A 25503-nucleotide genomic window follows, 5' to 3' on the forward strand; every position below is an offset into this window, starting at 1 on the left:
AAGAAAGAGAGCACTAACATGAAAATGTATCAAGTCGATGCTTTTACCAAAGAGTTATTTCGTGGAAATCCGGCTGCTGTGATCGTTGAAAAAGAGTGGCCAGATGCTGATTTAATGCAAAAGATAGCGCTTGAAAATAACTTATCTGAGACTGCTTTTGTAAAAATTATAGACTCTGAAAATTATGAAATACGTTGGTTTACTCCAACGGTTGAGGTGGATTTTTGCGGGCATGCGACTCTTGCGAGTGCTTTCGTATTATTTAAAGATTTTACTGAGAAAAAGACTCTTAATTTTCATGTACGAAACTTAGGTTTGTTTGTAGTTCATCAAGATGAAGACGGCAAAATCAGAATGGATTTTCCAATTCGTAAAGCTCAGCAAGTTGAAGATTATCCGGCTATTTTACGTCAAGCATTAACAAAACCGTTTAAAGCAGTTTATCAAAATGTTCAAGCCTACATTGTTGAATATGAGTCAGTGCAAGATGTGTTAGATGAGCAACCTGACATGAACTTACTTAAAGCCTTAGGTAAACGGACTGCAATTACAACTACAGCAATGGATGTTGCAATCACCTCAAAAGCTGACGATCAATATGACTGTGTTTCTCGTTATTTTGCACCTGTCGCAGGCATTGATGAAGACCCGGTTACTGGTTCAATTCATACCGCAATAGCGCCGCTATGGGCAGAGAAACTCGCTAAAAATAATATTGTGGCCTATCAGGCTTCTAGCCGTGGAGGCATATTGTATTGTAATGTCTTAAATCAGAAACGTATTGAAATTTCGGGATATGGCAAACTTTATATGCAAGCCGAAATTTTTCCTTAAAATATAAGGCCGTTTAAATAAACGGCTTTTTTTTCAAATCTTTACTATGAAAGTCAGCTCAAATTTCCTACTATAGTCACACAACTATTGATTTTTTATTATTCAAATTAATTGGTATTTATATGTTTATGCAGTTTAAACAACTGACTCTCTCCCTATGTATTTTTGGTTTAAGTGCTGCCTCTTTTGCACAAACAACATTAGTAAAAAGTAAGCAAAATGTTGAGGAATATAAATTAGATAATGGTTTTCGGGTAGTGCTTGCGCCGAATGACAAAGAAAATAAAATCTTTATTAATACCATTTATTTAACGGGTTCTTTAAATGATCCACAGGGTAAAAGTGGTTTAGCACATTTACTCGAACATTTAGCATTTAAAGGCACGCAAAATGTAAAAGGTGAAGAATTCCAACGCCGTTTAGATCAATATACGTTAATGACGAATGCGAGCACGGATTACTATTCAACCAAATACACCAATATTGTCCGTCCAGAAAAAACAGCACTCGATCAAGTGCTGTACCTTGAATCTGAGCGCATGGACAAATTAGTTCTACAAGAAAAATTTGTGCCTTCTGAAATTGAAATCGTAAAGCGTGAACGTGAAGTCCGTATGGATCAGCCTTTTGCTGTCTTGATGGATCAAATGTGGAAGTCGGCTTATGGTAATCAATATCTAGGTCGATTACCGATTGGTGATTTACCTGAGCTTAAGTCAATTAAAATGCCTGAGTTGAACCAGTTCTATCGCAGTTGGTATGCGCCTAATAATGCGGTCATGGTGATTTCAGGCAAGTTTGATAAAACTGATGTTTTGAAAACGATAGACCAATATTTTAGCCCAATTCCTGCGCGAGCTGTGCCTAAGCCTGTTCAAGTGCCTGTGTTAGATTCTACAAAACTCAAAAACCGTGAGTTTGTGGTGAAAAAGGGCAGTGATTTGGCCAAATTCCATATCTATATGGATGGTAAAAACACAAAAATTCAACCGGAACTGGCTTTCGCACCTATGTTGTATACCATGCAGCCAAGTGGTCATTTGTACCAAAATATGGTTGAAACAGGTGTTAGTACAGACGTTCAGGCATCAACATGGCTAGATCAAGATTTTAACGTCGTATTTTTAGGTGCTATTTATTCACCAAAAAATGACCCTAAAAAAGTTGAAAGCGCTTTGCTCTCTGGAATTGAAAAGGGTAAACCTTTTACAGAGACTGAGCTAAATCGTGTAAAAAGCTTAATGAAAACGCAAGGTGAGTTAGTCAATAAAGATGCCGTTGCTTTGGGTTCCCGTTTAAGTGATTACACTGTAGCGGATGGGCAATGGGACCAATATTTTAAAGATTTAGATTCAATTGATAAAGTGAAGCTCAATGAGGTAAATCAAACCTTAAAACAGTTCCTTGTTGCAGGTCATCGTATTGATGGCGATATTTTGCCAACACCAGAAGACCAAAAGAAAGCATTACAACTCGACGCAAAAGATAAGCCTAAAACATTAGATCAAACAGATGTTAAAGCAGAGCCTTTAAAAGATCCGAAAGTTTATCAACAAGAAGTTGCCGAGTTTTTAAAAACGTCTAAGCAATATGCCGAAAGTAATGAGAAAAAGATCATTCGCGGAAAACTTAAAAATGGAATGAAGTATGCTTTATTCCCTGTAGAAACCCGTGATGATCGTACCTATGCCACCATTACTATGGATTTTGGTACTGAAAAATCTTTATTCGATAAAGGTACGGTTGTTGATTTAACTTCATATTTATTGCTTCGCGGTTCTGATAAATATAGCTTGCAAGATATTGCCGATAAATCGATTGATGCAGGTGGCGCGGCTTATGCGAGTGCCGATGGCAATGGCATGACCATTAATATTCAATCTAAAACTGAAAAGTTTGATGAGTTTTTCAAGTTTGTTCTAGAGGTCATGAAAAATCCTAAATTTGAACAATCTCAATTTGACTTAATTAAATCTCAAAGCTTATCTAGTCTTGATCGTCCTTATACAGAACCGGATGTGGTAGCAGGTCTAACATTATCTCGCTTGGTAGAAGAATACCAGCCGGGTGATTTGCGTTATCACTTTGAACCGGAGCTGGCTAAAAAACAATTAAAGAATGTGACTCAAGAGCAAGTCAAAGAGCTTTATCAGCATTTCTTTGCCATGAATCATGCGCAAATTGCGATTACAGGTGCATTTGATGCCCAAAAAATGAAAAAGCTATTGAATCAAGAGTTCGGAAGCTGGAATAGCAAACAACCGTATGAAAAAATCTTGATTCAGCACGTTGATTTCCCTGCTCAGCAAGTACATGTCTTATCTGAGCAGCGTGAGTTTGGTAGTTATCAAAGTGTACTTGCATTACCGGTTGGGAAAAATCATCCTGACGCTTCTGCATTAATTTTAATGAATTACATTTTGGGTGAATCTCAAATTTCATCACGTTTGGCTCAAGAGCTTCGTGAAAAAAATGCATTGGTATATGGTTTTGGTACTGGTTTGCAATTAGATCGAGACACGAATGTAGGTGCGTTAAGCATTAGTGCAAATTATACGGCTGGTCGCTCGGCACAAGTTTCTGCTTCAGTTCATAAGGTTCTAAATGACTTAATTACTCATGGTATTACAGAGCAGGAGCTTGCAGCAGCGAAGGCGGATATTATGAAGAAACGTGTTACTGCCTTAGAAGATGAACGTAATATCCACGGTATGTTAAATCTAGAGCTTGAGTCAGGTAAAACATTACTTGACCGTGTTAAACATGACCAAGCGTTAACAAAGTTAACGGTTGCTGATGTGAACGCAGTTATTAAAAAATATATTAAACCTTCAAATCTTGTTGAAGTTATGGCTGACCAGTATGGTCAAGCCCAAAAGCAGTAAATAATTGCCAAATAAAAAGCCACATGAAGTGGCTTTTTATTTGAGTGGTAAAATATTTTAATGGTCGTGTTTGTGAGTATGAAAATCTTCATTCTTACGGAAACGTAAGTAGTTATCGAACTGTTCACAATACTCATCAAAGTTATCTTCAAGCATCATTTGGAACTGTTGAAGAAGATAAGACATTACCTGATCTTTTGCATCACGCATTTCATTACCATCTTTAAAATTATTGGCAGCCACCCATGTATTAAAACGAGCAGTTGCAAATAACATGGCTGCGCTCACTTGACCACGAAGCTCGGCCGGGTCTGGCTTTTGGCCTTTAGGCGGGCGACAAAAATCATTTGCTTGTTTAATGAATTCATCCGCACGCTCAAAGAAAACAGCATTTAACGCTTCTTCTTCAGTAATATCTGTTGCATTAATCTTTTGAGACATGACTTATTCCCGCAAAAATAGAGCTGCTTATTATAGGCAAAGCCTTGCGGAAACAAAACCTTTGCCTTAGTCTGTAAATAGCCTAAGTATTGGGAGTTTTAATATGCAAGATGCAATTGCCGTTCAAAGTCTAAAAACAGACATTGCTTTATTACGCCAGCATATTTTTCCACCCCAATATTTGGAGCATGTAGAAGGGCTGCCAATTTATTATGGTTTGCAAGAAGAAGTTGTGGCCTATTATCAGCAATGGAAAGATTTAATAGAAAGGGCACAAGAGCTTTTTCAACCTTTTATGGAAGATGAATTACCAGATGCAATTCATTTACCAAGCCATCTAAACTTACCCTTATTCTTTTTCCATGTAGACCGAATTCGGATTAATAAAACACGCGCAAAAGAATCAAAAACTTTCCGTGGTGTGGCCAGTCTTATTGAAAAATGTGGGCAGTTTGACACAAACCAGATATTTACCATGCAAGAATGGTTGCAAAGTGATGATACAGCAGCGCTAGTAGCACACCGTGAATTTATTGATTTACGGACGTATGTATTTCAGCATGGTCAAAGTGAATATACGCGTTCACGGTTTTATACAAATGGGATTGTGTTGGGTGTAGAGCCTCACTTTAAACTTGTTGATGCTCGCGATAAGCCAAGAAAACAACGTAGTGATAGTTATAGTGATCCATTAGCAGATAATGGTGTATGGAAAGTATTTGGTAAATATAGATAAAAAGTCGCGGCATATTTGCCGCGACTTCAAGATTCTTACCAAAATGTTTTTGCCTGTTTAAATTTTTGCAAAGCTTCGGCAGACTGATTTTGTAAATAAGGTTGTTTGGCTTTAACCCATCCTAATGCAAACCAAAAATGTGGGTCGTGTTCAATCGCTTTATTAAATAGATCTTCGGCAATAAATAAGTCGTTATAAAGTCCTAAAGTATTTTGCACAGGCTGTAATTGTTTTAAAAACTGCTGAACATTTTTACGAGGATATAAGCTCGATATAAACTCAATGCAGTAACGAAGCTGTTTGGCTTTCTTGCGCGTTCTGTGCTGTTCGGTGACTTCAAGCTCAGTGAAATGATCGGCATTACTCACCACTTGATGATGTAACTTATCTAAGCTTTTTCCTATATATTTTTTCAATTTTCCTTTGCCGTTTTGATTGTCTTCTTCTGAATAGGCAAATGCTAATAAGGCAAGTATAAGCTTAATGGTGTCTGCTGATTTAAACAGTGTGGCAAGGTCTTTTAATGGCTGTTCAGAGATCGGAAGTAAAAGCTCAGGTGAACCATGCTGCACAATCATAGGTAAAATTTCGGTACGAATAGCATCTTCATCTCGCGTGTCCCCAAGCTGACGGAACAGTTCGGCAATTTGCTCTTCCCACACAGGGTTTAACTCGTCTGACAATGCTGAAAAATGTTTTAGTGCACTACGTAAACGGCGTAAGCTTACGCGTGCCTGATGAATGTGCTCAGCCTCGGCAACTCCATCGGCAATTGCGGCCATGTTAGGCAAGAATTGTCCCAAACAGTTTTCTACAATCTTTTTGAGTGCCTGTTCTGCTGAAATGTTTTTATCTAAGTTCAGATTTTTTGCGTGAACAGCCGGTGAAGCAGCTTGCCCCAATGCAAGTAAATTACCGCGCTCGGCTTTACTTCTCACATCGAGCCAAAGTTCATAACGATTAATCCATTGCTGAGCAAATTGAATAAGTGTTTTAACTGCACCTTGTTTAAGTTCGAACTCAACTTCGCAAATTTTGCTTTGTGCTGTTGCTGTTTTTACGGCGCCGTCATCAAGACAGACTTCAATTGCCGTGTCATCTGCTTCAAAAACATGATAGGTACGTTGTACATCAGTCTCAAACTGTAAGCTTAGCTTTTCGACTTCAGAGCCTAAAGCTTGAGTAATCAAATCTGTGACGGTTTTATTGTCTTTATATAACTCAAGGTTTAAGTCAGGTTCTTGATCACATTTTCCTAAAAAAACTTCTTCTTCGACACGATGTAAATGACTTTGGCGGGCAGCCTTAAAGGTTTGTACCCACAGATCATTTTCTTTACGTAAGCGTAAGGCCATACCATTTTTTGCAAGTAGGCGATCTGGCGTATCGTAATACTTGGCCTGTAAATGAATATGCTGTGCTTTATGTTTTTTTAAATATTGCTGGACGGTTTTTTTCTTCGATTCAGGTAACTGAAACTTAAGCTCAACTTCAACCATAACAGATCTCCCTGAATCAGGTATTTAAACTATCTTGAATAAGTATAATAGCTTAGCGCTAAAAATAATGTTTTTGATAGAGAAAGTTACAATCAAACATATGACGCTACACTTTTATTTAGGTGTACAATCAGGTGATGTTTTGATCAAATAAAAATCAGGAAGATGATCGTGAATGCACCCGTAAATTTTAATCATGAAACTCAGCCAGAGTTTGAGTTACCTATTAAAAACTATCAGGAATTTTATCGTTTTTATTTAACTGAACACCGTAACATTATGAGTAGGCGCTTACATGCGGTGGGCAGTAGCATTGGTCTATACTTTTTTTCAAAAGCTATTCGTAAGAAACAGGCCAAATATGCACTCTATGGTTTAGTTTCTGGCTATGCATGTGCATGGGTTGGACATTTTATGTTTGAGAAAAATAAACCTGCCAGTTTTAAACAACCGCTTTATAGCTTTATTTCTGATTGGCGAATGCTCTCTGATGTTGCGACTGGTCGATTAAGTTTAATTGATCGCAAGCACGATAAAATTCCAAGTTAATTTTTATTTCTATTTTTAATATACCGATTGGTACTGATAAGCCTATATCAATCGGTACTTATGATGACTTATAAATCCGTTATACTAGCGAAGTTTTTAAAAAGCGAGAGTAGAGTATGCGCGGTTTATACCTCATTACCAATGATGACCCAATCCAATTATTATTAGAAAAATTAGACGCCGCACTCGCAACCCGTCAAATCGCAATTTTACAGTACCGCCGTAAAAAAATAGACAAAGCCGAACAGCCTGCTGAAGTTGAACAGATTAAACAGTTATGTGAAAAATATCAGGTTCCTTTTGTCATTAATGATGACCTAAAACTGGCTGCTCAGTTTGGTTTAGGTGTGCATTTAGGCCAAAGTGACGGTGAAATTACCGATGCAAAATCGCAGTTACCAGAAGGTGTCATTATTGGCCGTACTTGCTTAAACTCTTTAGAGCTTGCTCAAAAAGCAATTGCCGATGGCGCAACTTATGTTGCCTTTGGTGCGGTTTATGCAACTGCCACTAAACCGGAAGCTGGCAATGTAGGTATAGAAGTGATTAAGCAAGCAGCAGCTCAATATGATTTACCTATTTGTGCAATTGGTGGTTTGACTGTTGAAAATTCAAAACCCGTGATTGAGGCTGGAGCTGACCTCTGTGCAGTCATTAGTGATATATTAGGTCGATCAACTGCTGAAATTCCTGCCCGTGTACAAGCGTGGGCACAATTATTTTCTTAAGCTTTCAAAATTATTTTTTAGATATTTAAGACGAGCATTTCCATGAGTTTATCTCCAAAGCAAGAACAGTTATTTAAACAAGCCAGCAAACACATTCCAGGTGGTGTGAACTCTCCGGTACGTGCCTTTAATGGCGTTGGAGGCACACCGGTTTTCATTGAGAAAGCCAAAGGTGCGTATTTGTGGGATGTAGATGGTAAGCGCTATGTAGATTATGTTGGCTCTTGGGGACCAATGATTTTGGGCCATGCTCATCCGGATATTATTAAGGCTGTGCAAACAGCAGCAGAAGATGGCTTAAGTTTTGGTGCACCAACCGTACACGAAACAACGTTGGCAGATATTATTTGTGAAATCATGCCATCTATTGAATTGGTACGTATGACCAACTCTGGTACAGAAGCGACCATGACTGCTATTCGTTTAGCACGTGGTTATACTGGCCGTGACAAAATCGTGAAGTTTGAAGGTTGTTACCACGGGCACTCTGACTCATTGTTAGTAAAAGCAGGTTCTGGTTTATTAACTAAAGGTGAGGGCGAACCAACATCAAAAGGTGTACCAGCTGACTTTGCTAAACATACTTTAACACTGCCATATAACGATATTACAGCATTAAAAGAATGCTTTGCTAAATTTGGTCATGAAATTGCGGGCGTCATTATTGAACCTGTAGCAGGTAATATGAATATGGTGAAACCAATTGATGGTTTCTTACAAGCGATTCGTGATGTGTGTGATGAATACAAATCTGTATTTATTATTGACGAAGTAATGACAGGTTTCCGCGTTGCATTGGGCGGTGCTCAGTCAGTTTATAACGTTAAACCTGACTTAACGACTTTGGGTAAAATTATTGGTGCTGGTTTACCTGTAGGTGCATTTGGCGGTAAGCGTGAAATCATGGAATGCATCGCACCTTTAGGGGGTGTATACCAAGCGGGGACTTTATCTGGTAACCCACTTGCTATGCGTGCTGGTATTGAAATGTTTAAACATTTACGTCAACCGGACTTTTACAGCAAATTATCTGCTCAACTTGAAAAGTTACTTGCAGGCTTACAAGCAGCAGCAGATGAAGCGGGTATTCCATTTAAAACTCAGCAAGCTGGCGCAATGTTTGGGCTTTACTTTACCGATCAAGAAGACATCACAAGCTTTGACTCTATGTTGGCATGTGATATTGAAGCTTTCAAAAAGTTCTTCCATGGCATGTTAAAACGTGGCGTAAACTTGGCACCGTCAGCATTTGAAGCAGGCTTTATTTCATCTGCTCATTCTGATGAAGATATCGAGTTTACCATTCAGGCTGCAAAAGAAACCTTCGCCGAAATGAAGTAAGCAAAAAGGCCCGTTTTAAACGGGCTTTTTAATTTGAGCTATTTTATATTTGTAGAGAACAATGTTTTATTCCTTACCTCGAAAAATTCAGTTAGCCGCAAGTACTTCAAATTGGCCTATTGAATCTACGCAAAGCATATTGCTCCTAGTCGGGCTAGATGATCTTGAAAAAATATCTGATTGGGCGCATCAGCCATTAGCTGATCATTTAGAAATGCTAAGTAAAAGAGCACAAGCACTCGAAATTCCGCTCATGATGATTCAGTCATCTCAACTTCAACAGGCCATGTTACAGCTTGGGCAGCACTTGTCATCAAACACTCAGGCACAGGTAATTATGGCGGGGAATTTATCACCGCTATTTAAGCAAGTCATGCAGCTTGTTTTATCCATTACCGATTATGTAGCTGTTGTAAATGATGCAATCTTGGCGAGTAGTTTAGAGCAGCATATACAATGGATTGAAAAAATAAGTTTTGACCATATTCAACATATAAACACGCAGACTTTAATGCGCTTATGGTCTTTAAGTGCGCCGTCATTACAGGTGTTGTCCGATAAAGGAATTTTATTGGCAGTTGCTGAACAGATAGGGCGACATCCAATGGAAATTCATCCCGAAATAGATTTAAGAAACTATGGTCTAGACGCTTCGGGAGTCAATTATTTGGTGGAATTATGGCGTGCTAATGGTGCGAGCCTAACTGTTGATGAGTTGATGCAAACCCCTACATTGCAACATATTATGCAGTTATTGAAGCGCTAATCGGCTTTAGCCGTAATGTGATTCATAATATTTGCAAATTCTGTCGTTAATTTACCCGAACGGCATTGTAATTCGGACGTAAGCTTTTTATTATTGCCCGCTTGTTTTTCATCTTGCCTTGGGAATACAACTTTGAGTGATTTTCTAAGTGAACATCTGATCTATCGTGATGATGATTTTATGGTGATTCATAAACCTTCGGACATCTTGAGTGTACCAGGGAAAGGTGATTTACATGACAGCGTTTTGACAAGACTGGTGGCAATTGAACCACGAACTTTGCTCATTCATCGTCTTGACCGCGATACCTCGGGTATTTTGGTATTTGGTTTATCTAAGCGTGGACAGAGTGCGATTGCGCGCCAATTTCAAGACCGTCAAACTTCGAAAATATATGAAGCGCTAGTTGCTGGTCATTTAGAGGGTGAAGGGACAGTGGATATCCCTGTCGTCTATGATCCGAGTCGACCACCTTTACATATTGTCGATGCTTCTCATAACAAACCTGCTTTAACACATTGGCAGGCAATTGAACATTTCCAGATTCAAGGACAACCGGTTACGCGTGTCAAATTAACACCGATTACCGGACGTTCTCATCAACTCCGTGTACACATGCAATATCTGGGACATCCAATTGTAGGTGATACATTGTATGCAACACCGGAACAATTACTTGTTCCTCGTCTGTGCTTGCATGCTAAACAGTTAAGCTTTAATCATCCTGTCACAGGGGAATCATTAACTTTTAACTGTCCTGTACCGTTTTAATGTAAAAACTTTCAATGAGTAATTTTTGTAGCGAAATAATTTAATTGGTTTCTGCTGCAAAATTTTGCTTTAAAGACTACATAAAAAGATGCAAAAATAAGCTACTTTGCATCGTACAATATGTAGTGCGAACTTGAGAAAAAGGTGGAAAAATTGCAGCAGTATGCTATTGGTCAACGTTGGCTATCAGATACAGAGACTGAGCTCGGTTTAGGCGTTCTTATTGATGTAGATGAAAGATCTGTCAGCATTTTATTCCCCAAAAGCGATGAAACGCGTGTTTATGCACGCAATAATGCACCGCTTTCTCGTATCATCTTTAATGTAAATGATGAAGTTCAAGACCAAGAAGGCAATAAGTGGAATGTCGAGTCTATTGAAGACCGTCATGGTGTTTTGCGTTACAACGTGGTTCGTACTTTAGAAAATGGCGAGCAAGAACGTAAAGCGCTAAACGAAACACGTATTGGTGCACAAATTCAATTATCAAAACCTTTAGATCGTTTGCTCGCAAGCCAGATTGATTATAAAGAGTGGTATGACCTACGCATTGAAGCAATGCTGATGCAGGCGCAAATGCAAACCAGTCCATTACGCGGCTTGGTTGGGGCGCGTGTGGGTTTAATTCCGCATCAGCTTTATATCGCACATGAAGTCGGTAAACGTTTCGCACCACGTGTTTTACTTGCTGATGAAGTAGGTTTAGGTAAAACAATTGAAGCTGGTTTAATTATCCACCAACAGCTTAAAACCGGCCGTTCTGAACGTATCCTGATTTTAGTCCCTGATTCTCTTCAGTATCAGTGGATGATTGAAATGCGACGCCGTTTCAATTTGCAATTTTCTCTGTTTGATTTAACCCGTACTGCATCTATCAAAGAACATGATCCAGAACTTAACCCGTTCTTAACTGAGCAATGCATTATTGCCAGCGTGGATTTGATGGTGGACCATGACGATTTGCGTGAGCAAGCATTAGAAGCTGGTTTCGATTTACTCGTCGTCGATGAAGCACATCACTTGATGTGGAGCGAAGAAGAGGGCGGTAACGATCGTTACGACTTGGTTGAAGAGCTTGCTGAAAATACGGCAGGTGTATTGTTGCTTACTGCAACGCCTGAACAACTGGGTGTGGAAAGTCATTTTGCGCGCTTACGTTTGTTAGATCCACAGCGCTTTAGCAGTTTAGAGCGTTTCTTGGATGAAGAAGCTCAATATCAGCAAACTGCACAAATTGCAGAAGTGCTTATGTCGGATGAGCCTTTAACTCAAGAGCATTTATCTGCTTTAGAAGGTTTGTTAGGTCATTCAATTGAAGACCAACCTGAGCAACGTTTCAGAGCGATTCATGAGTTGTTAGACCGTCACGGTACAGGTCGTATTTTATTCCGTAATACGCGTGAAGCGATTCAAGGCTTCCCTGGCCGTGATTGCCAACCTGCGCCTTTACCTGCACCAGCAGATTGGTCAAAAGACGGTAAATTACGCGAGCAAATGTGGCCAGAAGAAGCACAAATTGATGGCTCATGGATGCAAAATGATCCACGTGTACCGTGGTTAATGGAAATTCTACGTAAAGAACTTAAGCATAAAAAAGTTCTTTTAATTGCCCGTAGTGGTCCTGTTGTCGAGTCTTTAGAAAGTGCGCTTCGTTTGCATGCAGGGATTCGTACAGCCATGTTCCATGAAGGTATGAGTTTGCTTGAGCGTGACCAAGCGGCTGCTTACTTTGCAGAAGAAAGCTACGGTGCTCAAATCTTACTTTGTTCAGAAATTGGTTCAGAAGGCCGTAACTTCCAGTTTGCGAGTGATTTAATTTTATTTGATTTGCCTGCAAACCCTGACGTTTTAGAACAACGTATTGGTCGCTTAGACCGTATTGGTCAAGAAAACCGTATCCAGATTCATGTACCTTACTTAATGGGCACCGCTCAAGAGCGTATGTTCCGTTGGTATAATGAAGCATTGAATATTTTCAGCAATATTTCTCCAACAGCTCAAACGCTACAAGAAAACTTTATTGTTGAATTAAAAGATTGCTTGCTTGCCGACCAAGGTCAAACATTTGAAGATTTACTCGAAGAAGTTAATGTTCAACGCCAAGCTTTAGAAGCAGAGTTACAAGCTGGTCGAGATCGTCTGCTTGAGTACAACTCATGTCGTCCTATCGTTGCACAAGAAATTGTTCAAGCATTAGAAGACTATGATGACAACACAACGCTGCCTATGTTTGTGAAGCGTTTCATGTCTTCAACTAATATTGACTTTGATGAGCAAAGTAACGGTACAGTCATTATTCGTCCAACCGACCAGATGCAAGTGCAAGGTTTGGCATTAGATGAAGAAGGTATGACTGCGACTTTCTATCGTGACCAAGCGCAAATGCGTGAAGACGCTCAATATCTAACTTTAGAACATCCATTTATTGAAAGTGTCATGGAAATGATCCGTACACAATCATTTGGTAGTACCAATGTTGCTGTGCTTAAGTCCAATGCATTAAAGCAAGGTTCGGTTTTACTTGAAGTCTGGTTTAAAGTTGATGTGGTGGCACCAAAATCCTTGAACTTGCCATCAAGCTTACCAAAACAACTTATTCGCGTATTGTTAAGTGAAAATGGTCAGGACTTATCTGAAAAGATTGATCCAACCATTTTAAAACCGTATTTGCATCACTTAGATGGCAATAGCTGCCGCCAAGTGGTTAAAGCCCGCCGTGAAGTGATTGAAGAGCGTTATAAACAAGCGCTTGATATTGCTAAAGAAGGTTTACCTCAGCTTCAACAGCAAGCAAAAGAGCATTATGGTAATAAATGGCAATATGAGATTGATCGTTTAACTTACTTAAAACAGTTCAACCCGAGCATTCGCCAAGACGAAATTGAGCGCTTACAGAAGTTGCAAAAAGAAGGTTTAAGCTTGCTTGATGGCTTAACCGTAACCCCTGAAGCGATTCAAGTGCTTGTAGTAGTCAAACCATAAGCAATGAGTAATAAAAAAAGCGCCACACAGGCGCTTTTTTTATTGAGTAAATTTTAGTTAAATCAATCTGGCATCTTTTAATTCTAGTTTTAAATAAGCATAAAAAATCGGTGCTGCAATTAAGCCACTTAAGCCAAAGATTGACTCGAAAATTAACATAGCCAATAAAATTTCCCATGCATTGGCATTAATTTTATGACCAATAATTTTGGCATTAATAAAGTATTCTAACTTGTGAACTAATACGAGGTAGAGTAGCGCAACACCTGCTAGACCGAGTGAAATTGTAAGAGCCGCAATAAAAGTTAAAGTATTTGAAATTAAATTCCCTAAAATTGGAATTAAGCCAAACATAAAGGTAAGAATGGTTAAGGTTTTGGCGAAAGGTAAGTGAACACCCCAGATCGGCAATAGTACAAAAGCAAATAATATAAAGAGTAGCGTATTAATCGCTGAAATTTTAATTTGTGCAAAAACTACATTTCTAAAAGAAATTGATAATTTTTGAATACGTTGGATCAGTAAGGATTTGAAAACAGGTTGGGGTGTACGTCGGTGAAAGCCGTGAATAGCAACCAATATACCGATAATAAGACCCATCACCATAGTCACTAGATTATGCAAAATATCGGAACTGGCATTTTTTAATGTAGTCACGTTATCTTTCATAAACGCGAATATTTCATCTTTCAGTTCTGTAACGCTATCTGGAATATAGCCCGGTAAATATTTCCCAATCTCCGCTTGTAAGTGCAGTAGTGTTTGGTCGACTTTACCGTTAATACTATGTAAACCGACTCCTTTTAAATCATAAACTACAAAGCTAATTAAACTTGTAATGAAAAAGGCAAGAAGAGAAATAGTAATAATACTTAATAAAATACTAATAAAAATGCGGGCTCTTTGACCATCAATATAACGTTCAACAATAGAGCTTAAACTAATAATAATTTCATAAATGAGAAAGCCTGCAAAAAAACTTGCTAAGAGATGCAAGGGGATAACTGAAAGCAAAAAAATGCCCATCAGAATATAGCTTGCAATCAGGCTTTGACGATTACTCAAACTTTGCATGTGAATCCCTGAATAACGTGGGGAAGTATTGATATGTATTGCTAGAATTATTTACTTATACTCTTGCATCTAAGCTGCTTCAATCTATGGTTTATATTTTTATTAATCAGCAGGCACAGGCGTATAAAAAATGGCTTGTAAAATCACAAACCATTTTATGTGGAATCTATCTTATTTTTGCTTCGTCTAGATGACGGGCACCTTCTAAAATCATTCTGATCATAATCATTGTTTGTTCTGCGACTTCCGCACGCTGATCAATAGGAAGGTCAATCACTTTGGCACCCATGTGAAAAACAAGTTGTGTAATTGCTTTTGCAACAAGTTCAGGGTGATATAGATGATTGTTATTGAGGCGTTCTAAGCGAATTAAGTCTTCTTGTAGCTCTTGCTGAAAGAAGTTGAGCTGTCGATCTACAGCAGCTTTATAAGAGGCGGAACCTGTAAAACCTTCTCGCAACAATAAACTTAAATTGCCTTCATCAGCATCCAGCTGTTGCAGAAAAATTTCTACAGAACTACGAATAATGCTGTCTTGCAAAGATGCACGAAGGCGTGCTTGACGAATAATTTTACGTAAAACGATACCAGCACGGTCAATGAGTGAAATAGCTAACTCATCAATATCTTTAAAGTGACGATAAAAACTGTTTGGGGCAATACCAGCTTCTCTTGCAACTTCACGTAAACTGAGTGAGGCAATACTTTTTTGTGGACCAATCAGGTTAAGAGCTGCCTGAAAAAGTTCTTCTTTCGTAATCGTCGCTTTTCTTCCAACAGAACGCGTTACTGTTTTTATTTCAATGACATCTTGTGATGAGGTTGTGTCATTTGGGCTCTGAGAAAGTGAGGTTTGGGTCATGTTTTTCAATATATTCTTAAACTGTCTGGATTATAGCGTTAGACAGGGAACTTGTGAAATTGTAATTAAAAGTACGAGTGTATATACAAATATATATACATGTGTATAATAATTAAAAAAGAGCGACAGAGCCCTCAGTTATGCAAGCAATCGAAAAGAGAAATTCTCTATTCAATTCATTAACACAAGCTGTATTTGACAAAAATATGGCGAACTTCTGGCTACAAAAAATAAATCCTTTATGGTCTGTGCAGCATGGACTAGTTCAAATTGTAAAAAAAGAATTCGTAGCTCATGACACGGTGAGTCTGACATTAAAATGCAACCGCTTGGTGAAAATGGGCGCGGCAGGTCAACATCATCCAGTGATTGTTGAAATCGCGGGCCGTCGCTATGAACGTACTTATAGCTTGACGCAAATTGATGCAGAGCACTTACGTTTAACAGTTAAAAAAGTTGCTGATGGTATTGTCAGTAACTGGTTTATTGCAGAAAGCAAAATTGGTGATGTTTTTGAGCTTGGGCAGCCTTATGGCGACATGCAACAAAACATTCAGACACCGAAATTAATTATGTTAGCTGCTGGTAGTGGTATTACACCAATGTTGAGCTTAATCACAGCAATTAAGCAAAGCCAACAGTTAGAAAAAACGCAGGTTCAGCTTTTATATTGGGTTAAACAGCGTTCTGATGCTGCTTTTACAGAGTACTTTGAACAGGTGGCTGAACAAAACCCAAACTTTAGCTATCAGGTGTTTTACACACAAGAAACACCAAATGATGAACGTTTAAATGCCGAACATCTTGCACTGGTTGATGGTATTGAAAACAGCACAGTTTATGCATGTGGTCCATCGGGTTTTGTTTCAACTGTTGAACAGCTTTTTGAAAAAGCACCAACTGTACTTACTGAAGCATTTAGTTTAACTAATGAAAGTTCTGCGGATGACATTGGTTATGTGAATGTCACATTAACCCAGTCTAATAAAGTGATTGCAATTCCTAAAGGCCAATCCATTTTGGTCAGCCTTGAGCATGAAGGCCTTAAGCCGACACATGGCTGTCGTATGGGAATTTGTAATAAATGTGTTTGTAGTAAAACGCAAGGTTCTACACGTAATTTACTAAACGGTAGCCAAAATACGGAACCAAGCCAATTACTTAAAATTTGTGTGAACTCAGCACAATCCGATCTAGTTATTGATCTTTAAGAGAGAACTCTTATGAATATGCCAGTGAAAGTCGAATATTTTAAAAATCCTAAAAATCGAGATTTGACTCCAGCAGAACTTGAAGCATTTGCAAAAGAGCTTGATCAGATCAAACAAGAAGTATTGGATGATTTGGGTGAAAAAGACGCTAAATATATCCGCCGTGTCTATGCTGCTATTCGTTATAGTAGCTTTTTAGGCCGGGCTTGTTTATTTGCAGGTTGGTTCCCGCCAGCGTGGATTTTAGGTACGGGTTTATTAGGTTTCTCTAAAATTATGGAGAACATGGAGCTCGGCCATAATGTTATGCACGGTCAATATGACTGGATGAATGACCCGAAATTTAATGGTCAAACTTATGAATGGGATACTGTAGGTACCTCTGATAACTGGCGTCAAACCCATAACTATAAACATCATACTTATACCAATATTAAAGGTATTGATGATGACATTGGTTATGGCTTACTTCGCTTATTCCCTGAGCAACGTTGGAAGCCTGGGTTCTTATTGCAGCCTATTTACAGTATTCCATTTTGCTTATTGTTCCAGTGGGGCGTAGCAATTCAGAATCTTGAAATTGGGCGTGTACTTTACAAGCGTAAAACTAAGGCACAATTTTTAGAAGAGTTAAAACCAGTTAATAAAAAGATTGGCAAGCAACTCTTTAAAGATTATGTTTTCTTCCCACTTATTGCAGGGCCGGCAGCATTACCAGTATTTACAGGTAACTTGGTCGCAAATGGCCTTCGTAATATCTGGACCTTTAGTATTATTTTCTGTGGTCATTTTACGAAAGATGCAGAAGTGTTTCCAAAATCTGTTTTACAAGAAGAAAGCCGTGGACACTGGTATATGCGCCAAATTCGTGGTTCTTCTAACTTAACAGGTTCAGAAGCATTCCATATTTTGTCTGGTCACTTAAGTCATCAAATTGAACATCACTTATTCCCAGATATTCCTGCTCGTCGTTATCGCCAAATGGCTCCAAAAGTTGAGGCGGTTTGTAAGAAATATGGCTTGAACTATAACAATGCCAGCTTTGTTAAGCAGTTTGGACAAGTGGTTGGACGTATTGTGAAATATGCGTTCCCATTTAAAAAATAAGATAAAAGAGCCCTGAGAGTTCAGGGCTTTTTTTATTTCTTTTTAGAAATCCACATGGTAATTGTGGCATGAAATACTTTATCTTTGTGAGTGTCGTAAATATCTACGTTGACTAAATATTCTCCAGCTTTTTCCCAGTTATAATCAGCTTCCACTGGTGTAGCAATTGCAATTAAGTCTGTTTCAGCTTTTTTTAAATATTCAACAGTCATTCCTTTTGGAATCCAGCGATGGGTAGACGGGACAGTAACTTCTGTCATTGTTCCACCCGCCAGTTCAGCCATATTACACATCGCAATCGCATGGACTGTTCCAATGTGGTTAAGCACAGAACGCTTCTTCTTAATAGAAATTTCGCAATAATTCGGTTTTAACTCAATAAAAAGAGGGGAAATACTGCCGAAATAAGGTGCTTTTAAGCACAGCATACGAGAGAAAGTCCACTTGCCTTTAGGAAAAGCCGTTACTTTATTCCAGAGTTCTAATGTGGTTGCCATGATTTGACTTCCTTTAATTTTAAAAAATACAGAATATTATTCTGTTTAGGAATATAGTTCTGTTTACAAATATGCGTCAAGTCATTCAAAATATCTCCGATGACTGGTCAGAGAATACAAAATGGTATCTGCTCAAAATTTATTAGAACGCTTATATCCTGGAAGAAGAGCTGCTTTAAAACGACAAATATTATTAGATGCTTTAGATTGTTTTTTAGAGCAGGGCATTGAAACGGCTAGTATTGAAATGATTCGTGCCAAATCAGAAAGTAGCGTTGGGGCGATTTATCATCATTTTAAAAATAAAGAGGGTATAGTTGCGGCCTTATTTTTTTCAGCTTTAGATGATCAAACAGCTCTGAGAGATGAATATTTAAAACAGTCCAAAACATTAAAAGATGTTATAGAAGCTCTAATTTATAGTTATGTGGACTGGGTAAGTGAGCAACCGGAATTTGCAAAATTCTTAATTACTGCACGTTTTAACATTATAGAGGGGGAGGAACAGCAGCAACTTGCACAAAAAAATAAGAGTAGAAACCAAAAGATATTTAGTTTGATTTCAAACTTTGAAGAATTTAAAGCATTTAGTTTAATTCCACATGAACTTTTGCTTTCATTAGTGATTGGTTCTACAGAGAGCTATTGCCGTGCGTGGTTATCACAACGTGTAAAAGCTGACCCCAAAGACTATAGAGAAATTCTGGCAAAAGCAGCTTGGAATTCATTACAGGATTTGCGTTTAGAGCATTAATAGCGAGCGATAAAAAACCGCATGAAGAATGCGGTTTTTAGATTGAAAAATGAATTATTTAAACTGGATTGAACCGTTTGCATTTACAGTAATTTTAGACTCACCAGCAGCCATGTCTTGAGCTGGTGCCGCTTCAGCAGCAGCGAACTTAGCTAGGCTGGCACGCATTACAGGTTGAGGAAAATAGTTATTCGTGTTCAGGTTTAGAGTGACCAAAGAATATTGGCTTTTATTCCATGCTTGAGTCAATATTTGCGCACGCTGTTGAAAGTTTTTAGATGCTTCTACCATCAATTCATTCTCAACTTTTTTACGTTGCTCATCTGAGACGCTAAAATTAATGGATTGAGTTTGAAAGCTTTGTTGTAACTCATTAATTAATTGACTAGCAGCTTTGAAATCTTTACTTTCTAGACGAATTTCCGCGCGGCCACGCCATTCTTTTAATTTATTACTGTCATTGTCATAAATTGGATAAGTGCTTTGAGCACCAGTTTCCACTTTCACTTGTGGATATTTACGCGAAGTCGCGAGTGCTTGGTTCATTAACTGGTTAATTTGATTTGAAAGCTCTGCAGGCTGCTTATTGCTTTTTTCAATATATAAAGTTGCATGCATTTCATCGTTTGAAACTTGGCGAGAAGCTTCTGCATGAACATTTACAATATTGTAGTGAAGGGCATTATCATCTTGGGCAAAAACCATAGGGCTGAGTACCGTACCAAGGAGAAGAGTAGATATTGCTAAAGTACGCATAAATTTATCCTTTAAAAATTAATATAAATTTAATTTTTTTCATTAAGAAATGTTAAACATAAGTTATGCATAACTTTTGCAGATTTTGTGGGGTATTTGTAATATTTAAATCAAGTTTTTTAATTTTTGGTAAGAATAAAATTCTTTAAAAATAAAAAGCTTAGAATTAAAGTGTTTCAATGTAACTTAAAAAATCACACGAATATAAAAAAAGAATATTTTCTTTAGGTTGTCACATAGTATGATGATAATTCATCATAACTATTGGGATAATACAATTTTTCAATAAGATTAGATGAGTAAAGTACACAAAAGACGTTTTTTTTCTTGCAAAATTAGGTATCATCGCGCTCCTAGTTACAAGATATAAAATATGTGTCTTCGCTAGTTCTATAAAGCACCGAGTCAAAGGACCAAAAGTCACCAGACTTATTTCTTTCTACCCTTATCAGAGATGGTAATCCGATATGAGCGTTACTTCTGTCAACCCTGCCACTAATGCTACCAACGAATATTATTTGACTCGCCAAAGTCAAATGGAATCGAATGTTCGTAGCTATCCACGTAAATTACCGTTAGCGATAGCGAAAGCACAAGGTTGCTGGGTTACTGATGTTGAAGGTACACAGTACCTTGATTGTTTAGCTGGGGCAGGTACATTGGCTTTAGGTCATAATCATCCTGCGGTGATTCAAAGTATTCAAGACACATTGGCAAGTGGTTTGCCATTGCATACTTTAGACTTAACCACACCTTTAAAAGATGCGTTTACTGAAGCGTTGTTAGCATATTTACCAGGTGGTAAAGAAGAATATTGCTTACAGTTCTGTGGTCCTTCTGGTGCAGATGCGACTGAGGCAGCAATTAAACTTGCTAAAACTTACACTGGCCGTAGCTCAGTGATCAGTTTCTCTGGTGGTTACCATGGTATGACTCATGGTTCACTTGCCATGACTGGTAACTTAAGTGCAAAAAATGCAGTGAATGGCTTAATGCCAGGCGTACAATTCATGCCATATCCGCATGAATATCGCTGCCCACTTGGTTTAGGTGGTGAAGCTGGTGTTGACGCTTTAACTTACTATTTCGAAAACTTTATTGAAGATGTTGAAAGCGGTGTAACTAAGCCTGCTGCTGTTATTCTTGAAGCAATTCAAGGTGAAGGCGGTGTTGTTACAGCTCCAGTAAAATGGTTGCAAAAAATCCGTGAAGTGACTGAAAAGCACAACATCGTTTTAATTTTAGACGAAGTTCAAGCAGGCTTTGCTCGTTCAGGCAAAATGTTTGCATTTGAACATGCCGGTATTGAACCTGATGTCGTTGTAATGTCTAAAGCAGTAGGTGGTGGTTTACCACTTGCAGTATTAGGTATTAAGCGTAAATTTGATGCTTGGCAGCCTGCTGGTCACACTGGTACTTTCCGTGGTAACCAACTTGCTATGGGTACAGGTCTTGTTGTATTAGAAACGATCAAGGAACAAAACCTTGCTCAAAATGCACAAGAGCGTGGTGAATTCTTACAAGCTGAATTGAAAAAATTAGCTACTGAATTCCCATGTATCGGTAACGTACGTGGCCGCGGTTTAATGATTGGTGTTGAAATCGTTGACGAGCGTAAACCTGCTGACCGTATCGGTTCTCACCCTGCTGACTCTCAGTTAGCGGCTGCGATCCAGACTGCTTGCTTTAACAACAAGTTATTGCTTGAAAAAGGTGGTCGTAACGGTACAGTAATTCGTTTACTTTGCCCACTCATCATTACTCAAGAAGAGTGTGTAGAAGTAATTGCTCGCTTTAAGAAAGCAGTTGCAGAAGCATTGGTTGCAGTGCGAGGCGCGTAAATATGGTGGATTTTGCAGAACATCGTAAAGCGTTACTCTGCAATGATGCACAATCCATTGCTGACTATGAGTCAGCAATGGGCGAAGCGGTAAAAGCCGTTTCAGCATGGTTGCAAAATGAAAAAATGTACACAGGCGGTAGCATTAAAGAATTGCGTTCAGCAATTTCTTTCCAACCTTCAAAAGAGGGTATGGGTGTACAACAATCTCTTCAACGTATGATTGAGCTTTTCTTAAATAAAAGCTTGAAAGTACACCATCCACATTCATTAGCACATTTACACTGCCCAACCATGGTGATGAGCCAGATCGCGGAAGTGTTAATCAATGCAACTAACCAGTCTATGGACTCATGGGATCAAAGCCCGGCAGGTTCATTAATGGAAGTGCAGCTTATTGATTGGTTGCGTCAAAAAGTAGGTTACGGTTCTGGTCAGGCAGGTGTTTTCACTTCTGGCGGTACTCAATCTAACTTGATGGGTGTATTACTTGCTCGTGACTGGTGTATCTCGAAAAACTGGAAAGACGAAAATGGTAACCCATGGTCTGTACAGCGTGATGGTATTCCAGCTGAAGCAATGAAAAACGTCAAAGTCATTTGTTCTGAAAATGCTCACTTCTCTGTGCAAAAGAACATGGCAATGATGGGTATGGGCTTCCAGTCAGTTGTAACTGTTCCTGTGAATGAAAATGCACAGATGGATGTTGATGCTCTTGAAAAAACAATGGCGTATCTTCAAGCTGAAGGTAAAGTTGTTGCTTGTGTCGTTGCGACAGCGGGTACAACCGATGCTGGTGCAATTGATCCATTGAAAAAAATCCGTGAAATTACTAATAAGTATGGTTCATGGATGCATATCGATGCTGCGTGGGGCGGTGCACTGATCTTGTCAAATGACTATCGTGCAATGCTTGATGGTATTGAATTGTCTGATTCGATCACTCTCGACTTCCATAAGCACTACTTCCAAAGCATCAGTTGTGGCGCGTTCTTGTTAAAAGATGAAGCGAACTATCGTTTCATGCATTATGAAGCTGAGTACTTGAACTCTGCTTATGATGAAGAGCATGGCGTACCTAACCTTGTGTCTAAATCATTACAAACGACTCGTCGTTTTGATGCTTTAAAATTGTGGATGACCATTGAATCACTCGGCGAAGAGCGATATGGTTCAATGATTGACCATGGTGTAAAACTGACTCGTGAAGTTGCAGATTACATCAAGGCAACTGATGGTTTAGAGCTTTTAGTTGAACCACAATTTGCTTCGGTATTGTTCCGTGTTGTTCCGGAAGGTTACCCAGTTGAGTTTATCGATAGCTTGAACCAAAACGTAGCAGATGAATTGTTTGCACGTGGTGAAGCAAATATCGGTGTAACAAAAGTTGGTAATGTACAGTCATTGAAGATGACAACATTAAGCCCTGTAGTAACTGTCGACAACGTTAAGAACCTTTTAGCTCAAGTATTGGCTGAAGCTGAACGCATTAAAGATGCGATTGCTTCTGGTAACTACGTACCACCAATCGACTAATTGAGTTGATACCCCAAAAAGCTCGGTTTATTGCCGGGCTTTTTTATTACATATTATTTTTATTAAAAGTGTGTATCAGAAGAAGGGTATATGCACAAAACATGCATATTTTCAAAAAACAAAAATAATTATGCATGATTTATGGTGAGCAAATTTCTTATTGTATTGGTATGTTCCCGATTTTTTTGGTCGCATTGATATATCAATACGGCACTTGCTTTAAACCATTTTGCATAAAGTAAGAAGTCGTAATTACAATTAAGACAAGGAAGAAGAAATGCAACAAGCGAATATGCTTAATGAATTTAAACTTATTATTGGCGGTCAACTTTGTTCAGGTGAACAAGGTGAACTGGAAATTATTAATCCTGCTACAGGCTTAACTGCGGCACATTGTGCAAAAGCATCAGTTGCACAAGTGAATCAAGCTATTAGTGCAGCTAAACAGGCTTCTAAAGCTTGGCAGCTTGTCTCGCATGATGAGCGTAAATCAATTTTAAACAAGATTGCAGACGGTATTGAAAAGCACGCTGAAATGCTTGCAGAGCTGGTGGTGCTTGAACAAGGTAAACCACTCGCACTGGCACAAATGGAAGTGCAGGGTGCAATTGGCTGGACGCGTTATGCGGCTTCTATGGATTTACCGGTAGAAGTAATTGAAGACAGTGAAACTAAGCGTATTGAGCGCCATCGCCAACCACTGGGTGTAGTGGCTTCAATTACGCCATGGAACTGGCCACTCATGATTGCAGTTTGGCATATCATGCCTGCTTTACGTGCAGGTAACGTTGTCATTAGCAAACCTTCTGAATACACACCATTATCGACTTTACGTTTATGTGAAATCATTCAGCAAGAAGTTCCAGCAGGTGTAATCTCAATTGTGGTTGGTGCTGGTGAGATTGGTGAAGCATTATCTTCTCATCCAGATGTGCAAAAAGTCGTGTTTACGGGATCAACTCGAACAGGTCAACACATTATGGCTGGTGCAGCACAGCAGCTAAAACATTTAACTTTAGAGCTTGGTGGTAATGATGCTGGTATTGTATTACCAGATGCAAATATCGATGAAATTGCTGCTAAGATTTTTAATATGGCGTTCTTGAATGCTGGTCAAACATGTGCGGCGTTAAAGCGTTTATATGTGCATGAAAGCCAATATGAAGCTTTATTTCAAAAGTTAGCTGATATTGCCAACGCTCAAGTTGTGGGGGATGGTATGGCATCTTCTACAACATTTGGACCAGTACAAAACCAAATGCAATATAACAAGGTAAAAGCTCTGATTACTGAAGCGATTGCACAAGGTGCAAAAGCACTTTCTGGACAACAACAGCTACCAGAGCAGGGCTACTTTATTGCACCAACTATTTTGACTGAAGTTTCTGACTCTTGCCGTGTGGTGCAAGAAGAGCAATTTGGTCCAGTGTTGCCTGTTTTAAAATATACCGATATCAACGATGCTATTGCTCGTGCCAATGACAGTGAGTTTGGTTTGGGTGGTTCAATTTGGTCTTCTGATCTTAAAGCTGCGCAGACCTATGCTACACAGCTTCAATGTGGAACAGTTTGGATTAATACCCATGCAGAAGTACTGCCTCATGCTCCTTTCGGAGGCTGGAAAATGTCTGGCTTAGGCGCTGAGTTTGGTTTGGAAGGTTTGCTTGAAAATACGATTGGGCAAACGGTTCACATCAGTAAAGTCTAAAGATTAATTTTAAGGCGGATTTAGTATCCGCCTTTTTATTTTCACTTTTAAGAGTGAAAAGCTGAGTTACTTTATTGAGAGTGATGATAGCTCATGCTTTTAGGCCTGATTAAAAAATGATTCTGTTCTTTAATTTTTTTCAGAACAATGTAAGACTTTATGTGACCTATAAAATTATAAGAAAGCAATCTTTCAGTTACAAATTGAGAAAGCTGTTCTAAATTTTCAGCAACGACTTTTAAAATAAAATCAGCATCACCACTAATTGAAAAAGCATCCTGAATGTTATCTTCAGCTTCGATCAGCTCTTGGAAAGCTTGCTGTGATTTCGCCTCGTGTGTTCTTAAGTTTATGTGGATCATCGCTGTAACTTCCAGCCCTAGCGCCTGTTGCTGGATGCGTGCTGTGTAGCCAAGAATCACGCCCTTTTGTTCAAGCAATTGACGTCGTCTTGAACATTGAGAAGCAGATAAACCGATTAAATCTCCAATTTCCTGATTGGTGAGTCGTCCATTCTTTTGTAGTGCCTGAATGATTTGCCAGTCGAACTTATCCATTGCATAAAATCCTTTTATGATACACAAATCATGTATTTTTATTAAAATGCGTTTTCATTATGCACGAAA

Annotated in this window: 22 protein-coding genes; 15 read left to right on the forward strand and 7 right to left on the reverse strand. The window is 38.7% G+C overall.

Translation table 11 applies throughout. The annotated features are described in order from the left end of the window. Positions 1–18 precede the first annotated feature (18 nt). Positions 19–834, forward strand: coding sequence for a PhzF family phenazine biosynthesis protein (locus RFX69_RS14615; protein ID WP_289332536.1), 816 nt, complete (start codon positions 19–21; stop codon positions 832–834). Between the two features lie 122 nt (positions 835–956). Further along, positions 957–3719, forward strand: coding sequence for a pitrilysin family protein (locus RFX69_RS14620; RefSeq protein WP_289332535.1), 2763 nt, complete (start codon positions 957–959; stop codon positions 3717–3719). A gap of 57 nt (positions 3720–3776) precedes the next feature. Here RFX69_RS14620 and RFX69_RS14625 read toward each other — a convergent pair whose 3' ends face one another. Next, positions 3777–4160: a DUF3144 domain-containing protein gene (locus RFX69_RS14625; protein ID WP_000078676.1), complete on the reverse strand. Its 384-nt coding sequence runs from the start codon at positions 4158–4160 to the stop codon at positions 3777–3779. 103 nt (positions 4161–4263) lie between these two features. On the opposite strand from RFX69_RS14625, the gene RFX69_RS14630 reads away from it, so the two are divergent. After that, the gene (locus tag RFX69_RS14630; RefSeq protein ID WP_001150005.1) at positions 4264–4896 is read left to right on the forward strand and encodes a hypothetical protein; all 633 of its coding nucleotides are present in this window, start codon (positions 4264–4266) and stop codon (positions 4894–4896) included. A gap of 35 nt (positions 4897–4931) precedes the next feature. On the opposite strand, the gene RFX69_RS14635 is transcribed toward RFX69_RS14630, so the two are convergent. Next, positions 4932–6395, reverse strand: a complete 1464-nt coding sequence (locus RFX69_RS14635) for a CYTH and CHAD domain-containing protein (RefSeq protein WP_272351593.1) — start codon at positions 6393–6395, stop codon at positions 4932–4934. Positions 6396–6560: 165 nt separating this feature from the next. Between RFX69_RS14635 and RFX69_RS14640 the strand changes: the two genes are divergently transcribed. The 6 genes from RFX69_RS14640 (at position 6561) to rapA (ending at position 13532) form a co-directional block, all read left to right on the forward strand. After that, the gene (locus RFX69_RS14640; protein ID WP_000636741.1) at positions 6561–6944 is read left to right on the forward strand and encodes a DUF962 domain-containing protein; all 384 of its coding nucleotides are present in this window, start codon (positions 6561–6563) and stop codon (positions 6942–6944) included. Positions 6945–7060: 116 nt separating this feature from the next. Further along, positions 7061–7672, forward strand: coding sequence for a thiamine phosphate synthase (gene thiE, locus RFX69_RS14645; protein ID WP_001214802.1), 612 nt, complete (start codon positions 7061–7063; stop codon positions 7670–7672). Between the two features lie 42 nt (positions 7673–7714). Next, entirely contained in the window at positions 7715–9013 is a 1299-nt protein-coding gene (gene hemL, locus RFX69_RS14650) for a glutamate-1-semialdehyde 2,1-aminomutase (RefSeq protein WP_289332534.1), read from the forward strand. 61 nt (positions 9014–9074) lie between these two features. Beyond that, positions 9075–9779, forward strand: a complete 705-nt coding sequence (locus RFX69_RS14655) for a phosphopantetheine-binding protein (RefSeq protein ID WP_289332533.1) — start codon at positions 9075–9077, stop codon at positions 9777–9779. A gap of 132 nt (positions 9780–9911) precedes the next feature. Further along, entirely contained in the window at positions 9912–10550 is a 639-nt protein-coding gene (locus RFX69_RS14660) for an RluA family pseudouridine synthase (RefSeq protein WP_001279315.1), read from the forward strand. 144 nt (positions 10551–10694) lie between these two features. Next, the gene (rapA, locus tag RFX69_RS14665) at positions 10695–13532 is read left to right on the forward strand and encodes an RNA polymerase-associated protein RapA (protein ID WP_000413587.1); all 2838 of its coding nucleotides are present in this window, start codon (positions 10695–10697) and stop codon (positions 13530–13532) included. A 57-nt stretch (positions 13533–13589) separates the two neighbouring features. Here the strand turns inward: rapA and RFX69_RS14670 are convergent, their stop codons facing one another. Together RFX69_RS14670 and fabR are read right to left on the reverse strand one after the other, a co-directional pair. Further along, positions 13590–14606 (reverse strand): AI-2E family transporter, encoded by a 1017-nt coding sequence (locus RFX69_RS14670; RefSeq protein ID WP_001191208.1) that lies wholly within the window; start codon positions 14604–14606, stop codon positions 13590–13592. A 166-nt stretch (positions 14607–14772) separates the two neighbouring features. Further along, positions 14773–15468, reverse strand: coding sequence for an HTH-type transcriptional repressor FabR (gene fabR / locus RFX69_RS14675; RefSeq protein WP_000195202.1), 696 nt, complete (start codon positions 15466–15468; stop codon positions 14773–14775). 140 nt (positions 15469–15608) lie between these two features. Between fabR and RFX69_RS14680 the strand changes: the two genes are divergently transcribed. After that, positions 15609–16679, forward strand: coding sequence for a ferredoxin reductase (locus tag RFX69_RS14680; RefSeq protein WP_001147894.1), 1071 nt, complete (start codon positions 15609–15611; stop codon positions 16677–16679). Between the two features lie 12 nt (positions 16680–16691). Next, a complete protein-coding gene (locus RFX69_RS14685) occupies positions 16692–17786 on the forward strand; it encodes an acyl-CoA desaturase (protein WP_001057073.1) in 1095 nt (364 codons plus the stop codon). 32 nt (positions 17787–17818) lie between these two features. Here the strand turns inward: RFX69_RS14685 and RFX69_RS14690 are convergent, their stop codons facing one another. After that, positions 17819–18283: a hotdog fold domain-containing protein gene (locus RFX69_RS14690; protein WP_000246244.1), complete on the reverse strand. Its 465-nt coding sequence runs from the start codon at positions 18281–18283 to the stop codon at positions 17819–17821. A gap of 121 nt (positions 18284–18404) precedes the next feature. On the opposite strand from RFX69_RS14690, the gene RFX69_RS14695 reads away from it, so the two are divergent. After that, positions 18405–19037 carry a TetR/AcrR family transcriptional regulator gene (locus RFX69_RS14695; RefSeq protein ID WP_289332532.1) on the forward strand — a complete coding sequence of 211 codons (633 nt, stop codon included), beginning with the start codon at positions 18405–18407 and terminating at the stop codon, positions 19035–19037. Between the two features lie 54 nt (positions 19038–19091). Here RFX69_RS14695 and RFX69_RS14700 read toward each other — a convergent pair whose 3' ends face one another. Continuing rightward, positions 19092–19793: an SIMPL domain-containing protein gene (locus RFX69_RS14700; protein ID WP_289332531.1), complete on the reverse strand. Its 702-nt coding sequence runs from the start codon at positions 19791–19793 to the stop codon at positions 19092–19094. Positions 19794–20260: 467 nt separating this feature from the next. On the opposite strand from RFX69_RS14700, the gene RFX69_RS14705 reads away from it, so the two are divergent. The 3 genes from RFX69_RS14705 to RFX69_RS14715 all read left to right on the forward strand — a co-directional run bounded on the left by RFX69_RS14705 (position 20261) and on the right by RFX69_RS14715 (position 24877). Beyond that, complete coding sequence (locus tag RFX69_RS14705; RefSeq protein ID WP_000117540.1) at positions 20261–21634, forward strand: diaminobutyrate--2-oxoglutarate transaminase; 1374 nt, start codon at positions 20261–20263, stop codon at positions 21632–21634. Positions 21635–21636: 2 nt separating this feature from the next. Next, positions 21637–23169 (forward strand): aspartate aminotransferase family protein, encoded by a 1533-nt coding sequence (locus RFX69_RS14710; RefSeq protein ID WP_289332530.1) that lies wholly within the window; start codon positions 21637–21639, stop codon positions 23167–23169. Between the two features lie 277 nt (positions 23170–23446). After that, entirely contained in the window at positions 23447–24877 is a 1431-nt protein-coding gene (locus RFX69_RS14715; protein ID WP_309169481.1) for an aldehyde dehydrogenase family protein, read from the forward strand. A gap of 71 nt (positions 24878–24948) precedes the next feature. On the opposite strand, the gene RFX69_RS14720 is transcribed toward RFX69_RS14715, so the two are convergent. Next, positions 24949–25434: an Lrp/AsnC family transcriptional regulator gene (locus RFX69_RS14720; RefSeq protein ID WP_249845425.1), complete on the reverse strand. Its 486-nt coding sequence runs from the start codon at positions 25432–25434 to the stop codon at positions 24949–24951. Between the last annotated feature and the right edge of the window lie 69 nt (positions 25435–25503).

This window comes from Acinetobacter sp. 148, from assembly GCF_031196675.1.
GTDB lineage: Bacteria > Pseudomonadota > Gammaproteobacteria > Pseudomonadales > Moraxellaceae > Acinetobacter > Acinetobacter baumannii.

Bases quoted from the DNA above. Each gene is read 5' to 3' on its own strand.
- RFX69_RS14615 (WP_289332536.1), top strand. From the start codon at position 19: ATGAAAATGTATCAAGTCGATGCTTTTACCAAAGAGTTATTTCGTGGA.
- RFX69_RS14620 (WP_289332535.1), top strand. From the start codon at position 957: ATGTTTATGCAGTTTAAACAACTGACTCTCTCCCTATGTATTTTTGGT.
- RFX69_RS14625 (WP_000078676.1), bottom strand. From the start codon at position 4,160: ATGTCTCAAAAGATTAATGCAACAGATATTACTGAAGAAGAAGCGTTA.
- RFX69_RS14630 (WP_001150005.1), top strand. From the start codon at position 4,264: ATGCAAGATGCAATTGCCGTTCAAAGTCTAAAAACAGACATTGCTTTA.
- RFX69_RS14635 (WP_272351593.1), bottom strand. From the start codon at position 6,395: ATGGTTGAAGTTGAGCTTAAGTTTCAGTTACCTGAATCGAAGAAAAAA.
- RFX69_RS14640 (WP_000636741.1), top strand. From the start codon at position 6,561: ATGATCGTGAATGCACCCGTAAATTTTAATCATGAAACTCAGCCAGAG.
- thiE (WP_001214802.1), top strand. From the start codon at position 7,061: ATGCGCGGTTTATACCTCATTACCAATGATGACCCAATCCAATTATTA.
- hemL (WP_289332534.1), top strand. From the start codon at position 7,715: ATGAGTTTATCTCCAAAGCAAGAACAGTTATTTAAACAAGCCAGCAAA.
- RFX69_RS14655 (WP_289332533.1), top strand. From the start codon at position 9,075: ATGTTTTATTCCTTACCTCGAAAAATTCAGTTAGCCGCAAGTACTTCA.
- RFX69_RS14670 (WP_001191208.1), bottom strand. From the start codon at position 14,606: ATGCAAAGTTTGAGTAATCGTCAAAGCCTGATTGCAAGCTATATTCTG.
- fabR (WP_000195202.1), bottom strand. From the start codon at position 15,468: ATGACCCAAACCTCACTTTCTCAGAGCCCAAATGACACAACCTCATCA.
- RFX69_RS14680 (WP_001147894.1), top strand. From the start codon at position 15,609: ATGCAAGCAATCGAAAAGAGAAATTCTCTATTCAATTCATTAACACAA.
- RFX69_RS14685 (WP_001057073.1), top strand. From the start codon at position 16,692: ATGAATATGCCAGTGAAAGTCGAATATTTTAAAAATCCTAAAAATCGA.
- RFX69_RS14690 (WP_000246244.1), bottom strand. From the start codon at position 18,283: ATGGCAACCACATTAGAACTCTGGAATAAAGTAACGGCTTTTCCTAAA.
- RFX69_RS14695 (WP_289332532.1), top strand. From the start codon at position 18,405: ATGGTATCTGCTCAAAATTTATTAGAACGCTTATATCCTGGAAGAAGA.
- RFX69_RS14700 (WP_289332531.1), bottom strand. From the start codon at position 19,793: ATGCGTACTTTAGCAATATCTACTCTTCTCCTTGGTACGGTACTCAGC.
- RFX69_RS14705 (WP_000117540.1), top strand. From the start codon at position 20,261: ATGAGCGTTACTTCTGTCAACCCTGCCACTAATGCTACCAACGAATAT.
- RFX69_RS14710 (WP_289332530.1), top strand. From the start codon at position 21,637: ATGGTGGATTTTGCAGAACATCGTAAAGCGTTACTCTGCAATGATGCA.
- RFX69_RS14715 (WP_309169481.1), top strand. From the start codon at position 23,447: ATGCAACAAGCGAATATGCTTAATGAATTTAAACTTATTATTGGCGGT.
- RFX69_RS14720 (WP_249845425.1), bottom strand. From the start codon at position 25,434: ATGGATAAGTTCGACTGGCAAATCATTCAGGCACTACAAAAGAATGGA.